Origin of the sequence: Corynebacterium sp. (genome assembly GCF_012838985.1) — a bacterium.
Classification (GTDB): domain Bacteria; phylum Actinomycetota; class Actinomycetes; order Mycobacteriales; family Mycobacteriaceae; genus Corynebacterium.
The window spans coordinates 1-15,970 of record NZ_DUOE01000131.1 but is presented as its reverse complement, the minus strand read 5'-3'; the positions used below and the strand labels follow the sequence as shown (position 1 = coordinate 15,970).

General features: G+C 68.5%; 11 protein-coding genes. 8 read left to right on the top strand and 3 right to left on the bottom strand.

Annotated elements, in window-relative coordinates; genetic code table 11:
* Positions 1-854, bottom strand: an 854-nt coding sequence (locus tag GXZ33_RS07765) for a thermonuclease family protein (RefSeq protein ID WP_291340269.1), incomplete at its 3' end; no start/stop codon positions are given.
* A 76-nt stretch (positions 855-930) separates the two neighbouring features.
* On the opposite strand from GXZ33_RS07765, the gene upp reads away from it, so the two are divergent.
* From upp to GXZ33_RS07745, 4 genes are all read left to right on the top strand, one after another.
* Positions 931-1,566, top strand: a complete 636-nt coding sequence (gene upp / locus GXZ33_RS07760; protein WP_291340268.1) for a uracil phosphoribosyltransferase — start codon at positions 931-933, stop codon at positions 1,564-1,566.
* An 81-nt stretch (positions 1,567-1,647) separates the two neighbouring features.
* Positions 1,648-2,178 (top strand): helix-turn-helix transcriptional regulator, encoded by a 531-nt coding sequence (locus GXZ33_RS07755; RefSeq protein WP_291340267.1) that lies wholly within the window; start codon positions 1,648-1,650, stop codon positions 2,176-2,178.
* A 49-nt stretch (positions 2,179-2,227) separates the two neighbouring features.
* On the top strand, positions 2,228-3,436 hold the full coding sequence (locus GXZ33_RS07750; protein WP_291340266.1) for a M20 family metallopeptidase: 1,209 nt from the start codon (positions 2,228-2,230) through the stop codon (positions 3,434-3,436).
* A gap of 75 nt (positions 3,437-3,511) precedes the next feature.
* Complete coding sequence (locus GXZ33_RS07745; RefSeq protein ID WP_291340265.1) at positions 3,512-4,921, top strand: NAD(P)H-quinone dehydrogenase; 1,410 nt, start codon at positions 3,512-3,514, stop codon at positions 4,919-4,921.
* Positions 4,922-4,978: 57 nt separating this feature from the next.
* Here the strand turns inward: GXZ33_RS07745 and GXZ33_RS07740 are convergent, their stop codons facing one another.
* Entirely contained in the window at positions 4,979-6,301 is a 1,323-nt protein-coding gene (locus tag GXZ33_RS07740; RefSeq protein WP_291340264.1) for a short-chain fatty acyl-CoA regulator family protein, read from the bottom strand.
* Between the two features lie 178 nt (positions 6,302-6,479).
* Here GXZ33_RS07740 and prpD point away from each other — a divergent pair, with 178 nt between their 5' ends.
* The 4 genes from prpD to GXZ33_RS07720 all read left to right on the top strand — a co-directional run bounded on the left by prpD (position 6,480) and on the right by GXZ33_RS07720 (position 13,831).
* Positions 6,480-7,994, top strand: a complete 1,515-nt coding sequence (gene prpD, locus GXZ33_RS07735; protein WP_291340263.1) for a 2-methylcitrate dehydratase PrpD — start codon at positions 6,480-6,482, stop codon at positions 7,992-7,994.
* Positions 7,994-8,920 carry a methylisocitrate lyase gene (gene prpB, locus GXZ33_RS07730; protein WP_291340262.1) on the top strand — a complete coding sequence of 309 codons (927 nt, stop codon included), beginning with the start codon at positions 7,994-7,996 and terminating at the stop codon, positions 8,918-8,920. The genes prpD and prpB overlap by 1 nt, the downstream gene beginning before the upstream one ends.
* Before the next feature lie 43 nt (positions 8,921-8,963).
* Positions 8,964-10,115, top strand: a complete 1,152-nt coding sequence (locus tag GXZ33_RS07725; RefSeq protein WP_291340261.1) for a bifunctional 2-methylcitrate synthase/citrate synthase — start codon at positions 8,964-8,966, stop codon at positions 10,113-10,115.
* 302 nt (positions 10,116-10,417) lie between these two features.
* The gene (locus tag GXZ33_RS07720; protein ID WP_291340260.1) at positions 10,418-13,831 is read left to right on the top strand and encodes a pyruvate carboxylase; all 3,414 of its coding nucleotides are present in this window, start codon (positions 10,418-10,420) and stop codon (positions 13,829-13,831) included.
* 238 nt (positions 13,832-14,069) lie between these two features.
* Here GXZ33_RS07720 and GXZ33_RS07715 read toward each other — a convergent pair whose 3' ends face one another.
* The gene (locus GXZ33_RS07715; protein WP_291340259.1) at positions 14,070-15,842 is read right to left on the bottom strand and encodes an acetyl/propionyl/methylcrotonyl-CoA carboxylase subunit alpha; all 1,773 of its coding nucleotides are present in this window, start codon (positions 15,840-15,842) and stop codon (positions 14,070-14,072) included.
* Positions 15,843-15,970 lie beyond the last annotated feature (128 nt).

Here is a 15,970-nt window from a genome sequence, read left to right as displayed (position 1 = left end):
TCCGCCGCTTCCGCCGCTTCCGCAGCTTCAGCTGCACGTCGCTCGGCCTCGATCCGCTCATTCTCGAGACGCTGGCGCTCCTCCTCCGCCTCTCGTTCGATCTGTGCGCGGCGTTCCCCGATCTCGGAGATGCGCTGCTCGATTTTCGCGGCCGTGTCGTTGAGCTCCTCCTGCTCCGCACGGTGACCGTCGTAGGCGTTCTCCGCGAATTCACTCGGATGGAGGGCCAGTGTCCGCACCTTCTTCACCTTGGTCAGTGCCGCGAGCAGCTTCTCCTCGTGCAGATCCAGGTCAGCCTGGCTCATCGCCAGCAGCCCCGCTGCCAGCAGGGGCGCCGCCTCAGACACAGTGGTGGCCGTCTGCGCGGACACCAGGCACTCATCCGGAAGCCCGTGGACACCCAGTCGCTGGGCCTTCGCCTCAGCCTCGGCGGCGGACACCTCCGGCATGAAGCGGTCATTCCCGCCGAACTGGACCGCAACGCCGTAGCCCTCCCGCGCGATCTCCGCGTTGACCAGGGTGTCGTCGACAAAGACACCCGCCAGGTCGCGACCGTAACGGTCGGTGCGTTCGGAGTCGTAACTGAGGGTGATCTCCCGGCCGGAGGGGAGGAGGGACTGCAGGTAGGCGGTGGCCTCCTCCGCCAGGCAGTCGTCCGCTGCACCGTCCCTGCCGTACTCGGGGGTGTCGACGTTGAGGAGACGGATGCGCTTCTCCTTGCCGTCGACGCGGGCGTCGATGGTGTCTCCGTCGACGACCCTGATGACGGTGACCGGATCCTCCCCGGACAGGACGGCGACGGTGGCGACCGTACCGACCACGACAACTCCGGTGATGAGTGCACCCTTGAGCATGACCAGACAACTCCTTGCGTTCTGTGGGACGCCGGCTGACCTTACCCGCCCCACGCGCGCGTCTATTCTGGGGCGCATGGAGATCACCATCGTCGACCATCCGCTCGCCGCCTCGCGACTGACCATCATGCGCGACGCGCGCAGTGACAACGCCGCCTTCCGTGCCGCCCTCGCCGACCTCGGCGCCATGCTCGTCTACGAGGCCTCCCGGGACCTGCCCGTGGAGCACTTCGACTGTCAGACCCCCGTCGCCGTCGCCGACGGCACCCGCCTGCAGGACCCGCCGATCATCGTGCCGGTCATCCGCGCCGGGCTGGGCATGATCGACCCGGCGCTGTCGATGATCCCGGACGCGCAGGTCGGTTTCATCGGACTCGCCCGCAACGAGGAGACCCATGAGCCGGTGCCGTACCTGGAGGCGCTGCCCCAGGATCTGAGCGGCCGCACGGTGTTCGTCGTCGACCCGATGCTCGCGACCGGAGGCTCCCTGCTCCACGCCATCCGGATGCTCGCCGACCGCGGCGCGACCCATGTCACGGCGATCTGCATGGTCTCGGCGCAGCCGGGTGTCGACGCGTTGGCGGACTCCGGCCTTCCGGTGCGTCTGGTCACGGCGTGCGTGGACCCGGAGCTCAACGAGGACGCCTACATCGTCCCTGGTCTCGGCGATGCCGGCGACCGTCTCTACGGTCCGCGCAACATCGATCTCTAGCCCTTCGGGCCTGTTCCCGCCACGCAACTCCGCCCACTGCAGTGGGCGGAGTTCTCCCATTCCAGTGGGCACCGTGGAGGAATGGCGCAGGAACAGGACTGGAACGGCTGGCCGAGCTTCGGGCTCGGCCTCGGCCGCAACCTCCGCCGCCTGCGGAAGGCCCGCCGACTGACGCAGGACGACCTCGCCGCGCTCACCGGTCTGACGCGCAACACGATCTCCAACATCGAACGCAGCCTCGGCAACGCCGACACTCCCGGGGATCCACGCCTGTCCACCGTCTACCGCCTCGCGCGGGCCCTCGACGTCCCGCCGGCCGCGCTGCTGCCCGCCGGAGGGGAACTGGTGGCGGACATCTGTCCGACCCGGCCCTACGGCATCACGCTGCGCTGGCCCGCGGACATCGTCCTGGAGCCTTTCCGGAAGGAGTACATCGACCACGGCACCGGACCCCGTTATGAATCGGTGGTGGCGGAGGAGGCACGGGAGACCCGTGAGGTCCGGGAGGTCCGTCAGGTACGGAAGATCCGGGCTCCCCGGCCGGGGGAGACTCCGGCGGTCGAGGGAGGTGCCCCGGGTGGGGTCGACGGTGGGGAATCCAGGACGGAGTAGCATTGAAGCCGTTGACCCTACTGGTGTGGTCTGCGGAAAGGGGCAGTTCGTGAAGGGGATCGCCGCACGCGTCGATGACTGGCTGAGCAAGCACAAGGATGAGGTGATCGGCTGGCGTCGTCACCTGCACTCCCACCCGGAGCTGTCGCACATGGAGTACGAGACCACCGAGTTCATCGAGGAAACCCTCCGGAACCGGGGTCTGTCGCCGCAGCGTTTCCCCGGCACGGGCCTCATGGTGGACATCGGGCCGGACACCGACGACAAGCTGGCCTTCCGCGCCGACATCGATGCGCTGCCCGTCACGGAGCTGACGAAGCTGCCCTTCGCCTCCGCGGTGCCGGGGGTGTCGCACTCCTGCGGCCATGACGTCCACACGACCATCGCCCTGGGGTTGGCCTGTGCCCTGGCGGACAACGCGGATGCGCTCACCCACGGCATCCGTGTCCTCTTCCAGCCGGCGGAGGAGGTCATGGACGGCGGTGCCACCGACGTCATCGCCTGGGGCGGGCTCGACCGGGCCGGGTCGATCTTCGCGGTGCACGTCGAGCCGAAGCTGCGGGTGGGCAAGGTCGGTGTGCGCACCGGTGCGATCACCTCGGCCGCGGATGTCCTGCGGATCAAGGTGACGGGGCCGGGCGGGCACTCTTCACGCCCGCACCTGACCAATGACGTGGTCTACGCCCTGTCCTCGCTGGTCACGCAGCTGCCGGCGCTGCTCTCCCGCCGCATTGACCCGCGCACCGCGACGGTGCTGGTATTCGGTTCCCTCAACGCGGGTTACGCCGCGAACGCCATCCCGGAGTCCGGCCAGCTCACCGGAACGATCCGTACGGCCGACATCACCACGTGGCGCACCCTCCAGGAGCTCCTCGAGGAGCTCATCACCCAGGTCCTCGCGCCGACCGGCTGCGAGCATGAGCTGTCCTACCAGCGGGGTGTCCCGCCGGTGCTCAACGACGACGTCGCCACCGCCATGCTCGCCGACGCCGCCCGGGCCATCGACCCGCAGGCCGTCGTCCAGGCCCCGCAGTCCTCCGGCGGCGAGGACTTCTCCTGGTACCTGGAGAAGGTCCCCGGTTCCATGGCCCGCCTGGGCTGCTGGTCCGGGGAAGGGAAGATGGGCGACCTCCATCAGGGCGACCTCGTCGTCGATGAACGCTCGATCGGTGTCGGCATCCGTCTCTTCGCCTCCGTGGTGGAGCAGTACGCCGAGGTCACCGGAACGGGTGGAACCAGCGGCGGCTTCCTCTCCTAACGACTAAACTCGGGCAGCAGTTCTGCACAACCCGAGTGAACCCGCATAATCTCAAACGCGCGTGGAGGAGACCCCTTGAAGAATCGCATCGTCATCATCGGTGGAGGACCTGCCGGCTACGAGGCCGCCCTGGCCGGAGCCAAGTACGGAGCGGATGTGACGGTGATCGAGGAACGCGGAATCGGCGGCTCCTCCGTCCTCCTCGACTGCGTGCCCTCCAAGTCCTTCATCGCCGGCACCGGTATCAAGACCGACCTGCGTCGGGCCGATGACATGGGCCTGAACTCGCTCCTGGGTCGGGCCCGCATCCACCTGCCGGCCCTCAACCAGCGTGTGAAGACCCTGGCGCAGGAGCAGTCGGACGACATCATCGTCCAGCTCGAGCGTGCCGGCGTACGTTTCGTCCACGGTCGCGGCCGCTTCGCGGAGTCGCAGATCGACCAGGTCCACCACGAGATCACCGCCACCCTGGAGGACGGCACCGAGGAGGTCTACGAGGCCGACCTCGTCCTCATCGCCACCGGCGCGACCCCGCGCATCCTGCCGAACGCCAAGCCGGACGGTGAGCGCATCCTCACCTGGCAGCAGGTCTACGACCTGGAGGAGGTCCCCGAGCACCTCATCGTCGTCGGTTCCGGTGTCACCGGTGCGGAGTTCGTCTCCGCCTTCGCCGAGCTGGGCGTCAAGGTGACCATGGTCGCCTCCCGTGACCGTATCCTCCCGCACGATGACGCCGATGCCGCGGACGTCCTCGAGCACGTCCTCTCCCAGCGTGGTGTCTCCCTGGAGAAGCACGCCCGCGTGGAGTCCGTGACCCGCACCCGGGACGGCGGTGTCTGCGTGAAGACCTCCGACGGTCGCGAGATCTTCGGCTCCCACGCCATCATGTCGATCGGTTCCATCCCCGCCACCGAGGGCCTGTGCCTGGAGAACGTCGGTGTGAAGACCACCGACTCCGGCCACATCAAGGTCGACCGTGTCTCCCGCACCAACGTCGCCGGCATCTACGCCGCCGGTGACTGCACCGACCTGTTCCCGCTGGCCTCCGTCGCCGCGATGCAGGGCCGCATGGCCATGTACCACGCCCTCGGTGAGGGTGTCACCCCGATCCGTCTCAAGACCGTCGCGACGGCCGTGTTCACCCGCCCGGAGATCGCCGCCGTCGGTGTCACCCACGCCCAGGTGGAGAGCGGTGAGGTCTCGGCCCGCGCTGTCGTCCTGCCGCTGCAGTCCAACCCGCGTGCGAAGATGCGTTCGCTGAAGCACGGCTTCGTCAAGCTGTTCTGCCGCCGCAACTCCGGTCTCATCATCGGCGGTGTCGTCGTGGCCCCGTCCGCGTCCGAGCTGATCCTGCCGATCGCCATCGCCGTGTCCAACAACCTCACCGTCAAGCAGCTCGCCGAGGTGTTCGCGGTGTACCCGTCGCTGTCGGGTTCCATCACCGAGGCGGCCCGCCGTCTGGTGGCCACCGACGACCTGGCCTAAGCTTCCCGACGTCCCCGACACACCGCCCCGGAACAGGTTCCGGGGCGGTGTGTCGTGTCAGTAGGTGGTGTAGGAGAAGTCGAGGGTGGCGTCGAGGTCGACGACGACCTGGCGTCCGACGTGGGGGAAGGCGCGCTGGGGGCAGCGCTCCCGCGGGCAGGTGGTGCAGCCCGGGCCGATCGGGGTGGCGGAGCCGGGGGAGAGGTCCAGTCCGGTGGCGTAGACGAGGCGTTCCGCCTGGTCCAGGTCGCAGCCCAGGCCGACGGCGAACTCCTTGCGGGGCTGTCCGAAGCCGTGGATCTGGCCCGCGACGGTTCGGGCGATCCACAGGTAGTGGCGGCCGTCGGGCATGCCGGCGACCTGGCGGGTGACGCGCCCCGGGGTCTCGAAGGCCCGGTGGATCACCCACAGCGGGCAGGAACCCCCAGAGCGGGAGAAGTGGAAGCCGGTGGCGGACTGCCTTTTGGAGATGTTGCCCGCCCGGTCGGTGCGGACGAAGAAGAAGGGGACGCCGCGGTTGCCGGGGCGGTTGAGCGTCGACAAGCGGTGGCAGGTGGTCTCGAAGCCGGTGCCGAAGTGCACCGCGAGACGGTCGATGTCGTAGCGCACCTCCTCGGCGGTGGTGAGCATCTGCTCGTAGGGCATGACGACGGCCGCCGCGAAGTACTGGGCCAGCGCCAGGACGGCGATCTCGCGGGCCTCCTCGGTGGGCAGTTCGGCGGCGATCTCGCGGAGCAGTTCCTCGTGGCCGGTGAGTCCGTACTGGAGGGCGAGCTCGAAGCACAGCTGCGCCTCGGACAGTCCCGTGCGCAGGTGCAGTTCGCGGGTCGCGGGGTGGTAGATGCGGCGGGGGCCGGTGGAGATCTTGCGGAAGCGGACGACGATGCCGAGGTCGCGGTCGAGGGACGTCGACAGGCGGGTGAGGCGCAGCTGCGGGTCGCCGAGGCGGCGGGCCAGTTCCTCGCCGAGGAGGTCGAGCTCGTGGACGTAGTTGTGGGCGTCGTAGAAGAAGTCGCGGACGAGGCGGTAGGGGGATTCGTCGATGGGGGAGGGGGCGCGGTCGGCGAGTTCGAGGACCTGCCCGACGAGCTCCGGGTAGCGGGCGGCGAGGTCCGCGAGCTGGTCGTCGGGGACGGTGGGGAAGGCGTCGCGGAGTTCGCTGATGGTGCGTGCGTCGTGGTCGGGGGAGAAGAAGGCGGGGTCGACGTCGAAGTGCTGCGACAGCGCCATGAGGACGGTGACGGTGAGGGGACGCTGGTCGTTCTCCAGCTGGTTGAGGTAGCTCGTCGACAGGCCGAGGCGTTTGGCCATGTCCTGCTGCGTGAGGCTGCGGCTTCTCCGCAATGTGCGGATCCGTGCCCCCGCAAAGTGCTTGCTCATGTGTCGTCCTCTCCGGAGATTCCCTCGTTGACCTGCGCTTTCCACAAGTTTTGCAGGAAGCTCGGTGTGATGCCACAACTTTACACAGACTTCACTGTGACTCCCAACACAGAATTCGCACTACTGTGAGGGCCAACGCAAGAACAGTCAGCCCAGAATGAGGAGTAGCCCGAGAACCATGATCAACCACACCGTGCGTACCTACCGCTCCGCCGAGGACTTCCCCCACGAGGAGCACCTGGCCTACAAGATCGCCCGCGTCGCCGTCGACCCCGTCGAGGTGCCGGAGGAGACCAAGGAGATGGTCATCAACCGGATCATCGACAACGCCGCCGTCCAGGCCGCCTCCGTCCTCCGCCGCCCGGTCACCTCCGCCCGTGTCATGGCACAGGCCCGCCCGGTCACCGACGGCCGCGGCGCCTCCGTCTTCGGACTGCCGGGCAAGTACGCCGCGGAGTGGGCCACCCTGGCCAACGGCACCGCCGTCCGTGAGCTCGACTTCCACGACACCTTCCTCGCCGCCGACTACTCCCACCCGGGCGACAACATCCCGCCGGTCCTCGCCGCCGCCCAGCAGGCCGGCAAGGGCGGCCGCGACCTCATCCGCGGCCTGGCCACCGCCTACGAGATCCACGTCGACCTCGTCCGCGGCATCTGCCTCCACGAGCACAAGATCGACCACGTCGCACACCTCGGCCCGGCCGCCGCCGCCGGCATCGGCACCCTGCTCGAGCTGGACACCGAGACCATCTACCAGGCCATCGGCCAGGCCCTGCACACCACCACCGCCACCCGCCAGTCCCGCAAGGGCGAGATCTCCTCCTGGAAGGCCTTCGCCCCGGCCTTCGCCGGCAAGATGGCCATCGAGGCCGTCGACCGTGCCATGCGCGGTGAAGGCGCCCCGGCCCCGATCTGGGAGGGCGAGGACGGCGTCATCGCCTGGCTGCTCTCCGGCCCGGACCACGAGTACACCGTCCCGCTCCCGGCCGAGGGCGAGGAGAAGCGCGGCATCCTGGACACCTACACCAAGGAGCACTCCGCCGAGTACCAGTCCCAGGCCCCGATCGACCTGGCCCGCACCATGGGCGAGCGCCTCGCCGCCGAGGGTAAGGACCTGGCGGACGTCGAGTCCATCGTCCTGCACACCTCGCACCACACCCACTACGTCATCGGCACCGGCTCGAACGACCCGCAGAAGTTCGACCCGAAGGCCTCCCGCGAGACCCTCGACCACTCGATCATGTACATCTTCGCCGTGGCCCTCGAGGACCGCGCCTGGCACCACGAGCGTTCCTACGCCCCGGAGCGCGCCAACCGCCCGGAGACCATCGAGCTGTGGCACAAGATCTCCACCGTCGAGGACCCGGAGTGGACCCGTCGCTACCACTCCACCGACCCGGCCGAGAAGGCCTTCGGCGCCAAGGCCGTCATCACCTTCAAGGACGGCTCCGTCGTCGAGGACGAGCTCGCGGTTGCCGACGCCCACCCGCTCGGCGCCCGCCCCTTCGCCCGTGAGCAGTACATCGAGAAGTTCCGCACCCTGTGCGAGGGCGTCGTCTCCCCGGAGGAGCAGGACCGCTTCCTCGCCGCCGTCCAGGACCTCGAGAACCTGACCGACCTGGCCGAGCTCAACATCGAGCTCGACGCCGACGTCCTGGCACAGGCACCCACCGTCGGTGAGGGTCTGTTCTGATGGCCGGCCTGTTCTCCTCCCAGGTGACGCCGACCGAGCGTCGGAAAGCCTTCCGCGACGGCCTGAACAGCGGAAAGATCCAGAAGTTCCCGGGCGCGTTCTCCCCGCTCGTGGCACGGGCCATCCAGGAGGCCGGCTTCGAGGGCGTGTACGTCTCCGGCGCCGTCGTCGCCGCCGACCTGGCCCTGCCGGACATCGGACTGACCACCCTCACCGAGGTCGCCCACCGGTCCCGCCAGATCGCCCGCGTCACGGACCTGCCGGTGCTCGTCGACGCCGACACCGGCTTCGGTGAGCCGATGTCCGCGGCCCGCACCATCTCCGAGTTCGAGGACGCCGGTGTCGCCGGCTGCCACCTCGAGGACCAGGTCAACCCGAAGCGCTGCGGCCACCTCGACGGCAAGGAGGTCGTGCCCACCGAGCTCATGCTGCGGCGGATCACGGCGGCGGTCAACGAGCGTCGCGACGACCAGTTCGTCATCTGCGCACGTACCGACGCCGCCGGCGTCGAGGGCATCGACGCCGCCATCGAACGCGCCAAGGCCTACGCCGACGCCGGTGCCGACCTCATCTTCACCGAGGCGCTGCACACCCCGGCGGACTTCGAGAAGTTCCGCGCGGCCGTCGACGTGCCGCTGCTGGCCAACATGACGGAGTTCGGCAAGTCCGAACTGCTCTCGGCGAAGGAGCTCGAGGACCTCGGCTTCAACGCCGTCATCTACCCGGTGACCACCCTGCGCATCGCGATGGGGCAGGTCGAGGAGGCCCTCGCCGAGATCGCCGCCACCGGCACCCAGTCCGGCTGGGTGGACCGCATGCAGCACCGCTCCCGCCTCTACGAACTGCTCCGCTACAACGAGTACAACGCCTTCGACCAGGAGGTCTTCACGTACTCCGCCGACACCTACCAGCCCACCTTCCAGTAGCCCACCAGCAACTCCTGACATTCCTTGAAAGGGGATGAGCACCATGTCCGACAACACCAACATCGAGGTCCGCAAGGGTCTCTACGGCGTCATCGCCGACTACACCGCAGTCTCCAAGGTCATGCCGGAGACCAACTCCCTGACCTACCGCGGATACGCCGTCCAGGACCTCGTCGCAGAGTGCTCCTTCGAGGAGGTCTTCTACCTCCTGTGGAACGGTGAGCTGCCGAACGAGGAGCAGCTGGCGGAGTTCAACAGGCGCGGCCGTTCCTACCGCAAGCTCGACGCCGGCCTGATCGCCCTCATCCACTCCCTGCCGCTCGACTGCCACCCGATGGACGTCATGCGCACCGCCGTGTCCTACATGGGCACCAAGGACTCCGAGCACTTCACCCCGGACGCCGACCACATCACCCACGTCGGCCACAACCTCCTCGCCCAGCTGCCGATGGTGCTGGCCATGGACATCCGTCGCCGCCAGGGCCTCGACATCGTCGCCCCGGACCCGGACAAGTCCGTCGCCCACAACCTGCTGTCGATGGTGTTCGGCAACGGCCCGGAGTCCCCGGCCTCCAACCCGGAGGACGTGCGTGACTTCGAGAAGTCGCTCATCCTCTACGCCGAGCACTCCTTCAACGCGTCGACCTTCACCTCGCGCGTGATCACCTCGACCCGTTCCGACGTCTACTCCGCGATCACCGGTGCCATCGGCGCCCTCAAGGGCCCGCTGCACGGCGGCGCCAACGAGTTCGTCATGCACACCATGCTGGAGATCGACGACCCGGACAAGGCCGCCGACTGGGTCAACAACGCCCTGGACAACAAGGACCTCATCATGGGCTTCGGTCATCGCGTGTACAAGAAGGGTGACTCGCGCGTCCCGTCCATGGAGGCCTCCTTCCGCGACCTCGCCGAGCGTCACGACGGCGCGAAGTGGGTCGCCATGTACGAGAACATGCGCGACGCCATGGACGCCCGCACCGGCATCAAGCCGAACCTGGACTTCCCGGCCGGCCCGGCGTACCACCTGCTCGGCTTCCCGGTCGACTTCTTCACCCCGCTGTTCGTCGTCGCCCGCATCGCCGGCTGGACCGCCCACATCGTGGAGCAGTACAGCGACAACTCCCTGATCCGCCCGCTCTCCGCCTACAACGGCCCGGAGCAGCGCCAGGTCACCCCGATGGCCGACCGCTAGACCGGCACCGGACATCCGCGACGCCCACGGCACTGCCCACATATTGGGGTGGTGTCCGTGGGTTTCGCTGTTCGGAACGCCCTCCAGAGATTTCCGCAGGGCGGAACAGAATCGGGAATTCAGGCGCCCGTCCAACGGAGTCCGGAAACGGACCGCACTCAGCCACCCGCCCCCGGATACCCCCTGTGACTAGGGGATACTCCCCAGAAACCAACCCTCTTTCTTGCGATACTGTGGTGTGCGAGAGAGCACACCCACTCTCGGACGCATCCCCGACATGACGTTCGGAAAGGAACCCCACCGTGGCCACAACCACCCTGCCCGCCTTCACAAAGGTACTGGTCGCCAACCGCGGCGAGATCGCCGTCCGCGCCTTCCGCGCCGCCTTCGAGACCGGAGCCGCCACCGTCGCGGTCTACCCGAAGGAGGACCGCAACTCCCATCACCGCTCCTTCGCCTCCGAGGCCGTGCGCATCGGTACCGAAGGCTCCCCGGTCAAGGCGTACCTCGACATCGACGAGATCATCCGCGCCGCCCGGAAGACCCACGCCGACGCCGTCTACCCCGGCTACGGTTTCCTCTCCGAGAACGCCCAGCTCGCCCGGGAGTGCGCCGAGAACGGCCTCACCTTCATCGGCCCGCCGCCGGAGGTCCTCGACCTGACCGGCGACAAGTCCGCCGCCGTCGAGGCCGCCCGCAAGGCCGGCCTGCCGGTCCTGCAGGACTCCGAGCCGTCCACCGACATCGACCAGCTCGTCGAGATGTCGAAGGACTTCACCTTCCCGATCTTCGTCAAGGCCGTCGCCGGTGGCGGTGGTCGCGGCATGCGTTTCATCGAGAAGCCCGAGGACGTCGCCCAGCTGGCCACCGAGGCCTCCCGTGAGGCGGAGGCCGCCTTCGGCGACGGTAACGTCTACCTCGAGCGTGCGGTGCTCAACCCGCAGCACATCGAGGTCCAGATCCTCGCCGACCACACCGGCGACGTCATCCACCTCTACGAGCGTGACTGCTCCCTGCAGCGCCGCCACCAGAAGGTCGTGGAGATCGCCCCGGCCCAGCACCTCGACCCGGCCCTGCGTGACCAGATCTGCGCCGACGCCGTGAAGTTCTGCCGGTCCATCGGCTACGTGTGCGCCGGCACCGTCGAGTTCCTCGTCGACGAGAACGGCAACCACGTCTTCATCGAGATGAACCCGCGCATCCAGGTGGAGCACACCATCACCGAGGAGGTCACCTCCGTCGACCTGGTCAAGGCGCAGATGCACATCGCCGCCGGCGCCACCCTCAAGGAGCTCGGCCTCACGCAGGAATCCATCAAGCTCAACGGCGCGGCCCTGCAGTGCCGCATCACCACCGAGGACCCGGCCAACAACTTCCGCCCGGACACCGGCACCATCACCGCGTACCGCTCCCCGGGTGGTGCGGGCGTGCGTCTCGACGGCGCCGCCTCCCTCGGCGGTGAGATCTCCCCGAACTTCGACTCCCTGCTGGTCAAGATGACCACCCGCGGTGCCGACTTCGCCACCGCCGTGGCCCGCGCCCAGCGTGCGCTCAACGAGTTCACCATCTCGGGTGTGGCCACCAACATCGGTTTCCTCCGTGCCCTGCTGCGGGAGGAGGACTTCCAGACCCGCCGCATCTCCACCAACTTCATCGGTGAGCACCTCCACCTGCTGGCGGCCCCGCCGGCCGATGATGAGGCCGGGCGTATCCTCAACTACCTCGCCGACGTCACCGTCAACCGCCCGCACGGCAAGCGCCCCACCGAGATCCGCCCGGTGACCAAGCTGCCGGCCCGCGACGACAGCCCGCTGCCGCGTGGTTCCCGCGACGTGCTTCGTGACCTCGGCCCGCAGAAGTTCGCCGAGCAGCTGCGCACCCAGGACGCCCTGGCCGTCACCGACACCACGTTCCGTGACGCGCACCAGTCGCTGCTGGCCACCCGCATCCGTTCCTCCGCGCTGGTCGCCGCCGCCGAGCACGTCGGCCGCCTGACCCCGGAGCTGCTGTCCGTCGAGGCGTGGGGCGGTGCGACCTACGACGTGGCCATGCGCTTCCTCCACGAGGACCCGTGGGAGCGCCTCGATTCGCTGCGCCAGGCCATGCCGAACATCAACATCCAGATGCTGCTGCGCGGCCGCAACACCGTCGGCTACACCTCGTACCCGGACAGCGTCGGCCGGGCCTTCGTCAAGGAGGCCGCCGACTCCGGCGTGGACATCTTCCGCATCTTCGACGCCCTCAACGATGTCTCCCAGATGCGCCCGGCCATCGACGCGGTCCTGGAGACCGGCTCCACCGTCGCCGAGGTCGCCATGGCCTACTCCGGCAACCTGCTGGACCCGGGTGAGAAGCTCTACACCCTCGACTACTACCTCCGCCTGGCCGAGGAGATCGTGGAGTCCGGCGCCCACATCCTGGCCATCAAGGACATGGCCGGCCTGCTCCGGCCGACCGCGGCGTCCCGCCTGGTCACGGCGCTGCGCAGCAACTTCGACCTGCCGGTGCACGTGCACACCCACGACACCGCCGGTGGTCAGCTGGCCACCTACCTGGCCGCCGCCCAGGCGGGCGCGGACGCCGTGGACGGTGCCTCCGCGCCGCTGGCCGGCACGACCTCGCAGCCCTCGCTGTCCGCGATCGTCGCCGCCTTCGCCGACACCCACCGCGACACCGGTCTGTCCCTGCAGGCCGTCTCCGACCTGGAGCCCTACTGGGAGGCCGTGCGCCAGCTCTACGCCCCCTTCGAGGCGGGTGTGCCCGGCCCGACCGGACGGGTGTACAAGCACGAGATCCCGGGTGGTCAGCTGTCCAACCTGCGTACGCAGGCCAAGGCCCTGGGCCTGGAGGACCGTTTCGAGCTCATCGAGGACTACTACGCCGCCGTCAACGAGATGCTGGGCCGGCCCACCAAGGTCACCCCGTCCTCCAAGGTCGTCGGCGACCTGGCGCTGCACCTGGTCGGCGCGGGTGTGGATCCGCAGGACTTCGCCAACGACCCGCAGAAGTACGACATCCCGGACTCCGTGATCGACTTCCTCCGCGGTGACCTGGGCAACCCGCCCGGTGGTTGGCCGATGCTGCGGGAGAAGGCCCTGGCGGGTCGTTCCGCCACGCAGTCCAAGCTTGTCGACGTCGCCGCCGAGGACGAGCAGGCCCTGCAGAGCGAGGACCGCCAGACCCGTCGCTCGACCCTGGACAGGCTGCTGTTCCCGAAGCAGGCCGCCGAGTTCGCGGAGCACCGTCGCCAGTACGGCAACACCGCCGCACTCGAGGACCGCGTGTTCTTCTACGGCCTCAAGGAGGGTGAGGAGAACGTCATCCGTCTCATCGGTGAGCACGGTCAGCCGCCGATGGTGGTGCGTCTCGACGCCGTCGGCGAGCCCGACGAGAAGGGCATGCGCCAGGTCGTGACCAACGTCAACGGTCAGATCCGCCCGATGAAGGTGCGTGACCGTTCCGTCGAGTCCGTCACCGCCTCCGCGGAGAAGGCCGACACCACCAACCCGGGCCACGTCGCCGCACCGTTCGCGGGTGTGGTCATGGTCACCGCGAAGGTGGGCGACGAGGTCAAGGCCGGCGACCCGGTCGCGGTGATCGAGGCCATGAAGATGGAGGCCACCATCACCGCCACCAAGGACGGCGTGGTTGACCGTGTCGCCCTGGCCCAGGCCACGAAGGTGGAGGGCGGCGACCTCATCGTGGTCATCGCCTAGACCGGAGGGGGATAGACCCGCTGAGACCGTGAACCCGGGGTGCGCGCCGCAGGGCCGCCCCGGGTTCCGCCGATTCCGGGGTGGGTGTCGGCCCCGGTGCACTTATACCCGCATGGTCTGACCGGCAGGGACCGTGTTGACATGTACTCAGTCGGGGTAGAAGTGCACCTTCCCCGCAGACGCCGAAGCCCCGCCGCTCCCACAGGGGAGCAACGGGGCTGTCGAAGGACGGAGAGATCTACTTGATCTCGAGCAGGACCTGTCCCTTGGTCACGCCGGCGCCGGCCTCGACGGCCAGGCCCTCGACGGTGCCGGACTTGTGGGCCTTGACCGGGTTCTCCATCTTCATGGCCTCGAGGACCACGATGACGTCGCCCTCGGCGACCTCCTGGCCGTCCTCGACGTTGACCTTGATGACGGTGCCCTGCATCGGGGCGGCCACGGCGTCACCGGAGACACCTGCGGCGCCACCGGAGGCACGACGCTTCTTGGCCTTCTTCTTCGGGGCGGCGCCGCCACCGATCGCCAGATCGCCCGGCAGGGAGATCTCGACGCGGCGGCCGTCCACCTCGACGACGACCTTGTGGGCCGGGACGGACTCGTCCTCGGGCAGGTCGGCTGGGTCGACGAAGGGCTCGATCGGGTTGTCCCAGACCTCCTCGATCCACTTGGTGTAGATCTCGAAGCCGTTCTCGTCACCGACGAAGGCCGGGTTCTCGACGATGTGGCGGTGGAACGGGATGACGGTCGGCATGCCCTCGACGACGAACTCGTCCAGTGCACGTGCGGCACGCTGCAGCGCCTCCTGGCGGTTCTCGCCGGTGACGATGAGCTTGGCCAGCATGGAGTCGAACTGGCCGCCGATGACGGAGCCCTCGCGGACGCCGGAGTCCACGCGGACACCCGGGCCGTCCGGCTGGTGGTAGCGGGTCACGGTGCCCGGGGCCGGCATGAAGTTCAGGCCGGCGTCCTCGCCGTTGATGCGGAACTCGAAGGAGTGGCCACGCGGGGTCGGGTCCTCGGTGAAGCGCAGTTTCTGGCCCTCGGCGATGCGGAACTGCTCGCGGACCAGGTCGATGCCGGTGGTCTCCTCGGTGATGGGGTGCTCCACCTGCAGACGGGTGTTGACCTCCAGGAAGGAGACCAGGCCGTCGGAGCCGACGAGGTACTCCACGGTGCCGGCACCGTAGTAGCCCGCCTCCAGGCAGATCTGCTTGGCGGACTCGTGGATCATGGTCCGCTGCTCGTCGGTCAGGAACGGTGCCGGGGCCTCCTCGACGAGCTTCTGGAAACGACGCTGCAGGGAGCAGTCACGGGTGCCGGCGACGATGACGTTGCCGTGCTGGTCGGCCAGGACCTGGGCCTCGACGTGGCGGGCCCGGTCCAGGTAACGCTCGACGAAGCACTCGCCGCGGCCGAAGGCGGCGACGGCCTCACGGGTGGCGGACTCGTAGAGCTCCGCGACCTCCTCCATCTTGTAGGCGACCTTCATGCCGCGGCCACCGCCACCGAAGGCGGCCTTGATGGCGATGGGCAGGCCGTACTCCTCAGCGAAGGCGACGACCTCCTCGGCACCGGAGACCGGGTCCTTGGTGCCCGGCACCATCGGTGCGTTGGCGCGCTTGGCGATGTGGCGGGCGGTGACCTTGTCACCCAGGTCCGCGATGGCGGACGGCGGCGGGCCGATCCAGATCAGGCCGGCATCCATGACGGCCTGGGCGAAGTCGGCGTTCTCGGCGAGGAAGCCGTAGCCCGGGTGGACGGCGTCGGCGCCGGACTTGGCGGCGGCGTCGATGATCTTCTCGATGACGAGGTAGGACTCGGCGGAGGACTGGCCGCCCAGGGCGAACGCCTCATCAGCCATTCCGACGAACGGAGCATCCGCGTCCGGCTCGGCGTAGACGGCGACGCTGGCGATGCCCGCATCCTTGGCGGCTCGGATCACACGGACCGCGATCTCGCCGCGGTTGGCCACGAGGACCTTCGTGATCTTCTTGGTCTCTACTGCCACTTTGGGGGTCCCTTTCATGTGCTGCGTTGGTGGTTCGCGTCGGCCCGCCCGCGTGAGGCGGCCGCGCGACGCATGCGACTATTCTTGCACACAAAAACGTGAGCATTCCGTCAGGTTCGTGATTTTGC

Coding starts and splice junctions, on each gene's coding strand:
- upp (WP_291340268.1), top strand. CDS start 931: ATGGAGATCACCATCGTCGACCATCCGCTCGCCGCCTCGCGACTGACC.
- GXZ33_RS07755 (WP_291340267.1), top strand. CDS start 1,648: ATGGCGCAGGAACAGGACTGGAACGGCTGGCCGAGCTTCGGGCTCGGC.
- GXZ33_RS07740 (WP_291340264.1), bottom strand. CDS start 6,301: ATGAGCAAGCACTTTGCGGGGGCACGGATCCGCACATTGCGGAGAAGC.
- prpD (WP_291340263.1), top strand. CDS start 6,480: ATGATCAACCACACCGTGCGTACCTACCGCTCCGCCGAGGACTTCCCC.
- prpB (WP_291340262.1), top strand. CDS start 7,994: ATGGCCGGCCTGTTCTCCTCCCAGGTGACGCCGACCGAGCGTCGGAAA.
- GXZ33_RS07725 (WP_291340261.1), top strand. CDS start 8,964: ATGTCCGACAACACCAACATCGAGGTCCGCAAGGGTCTCTACGGCGTC.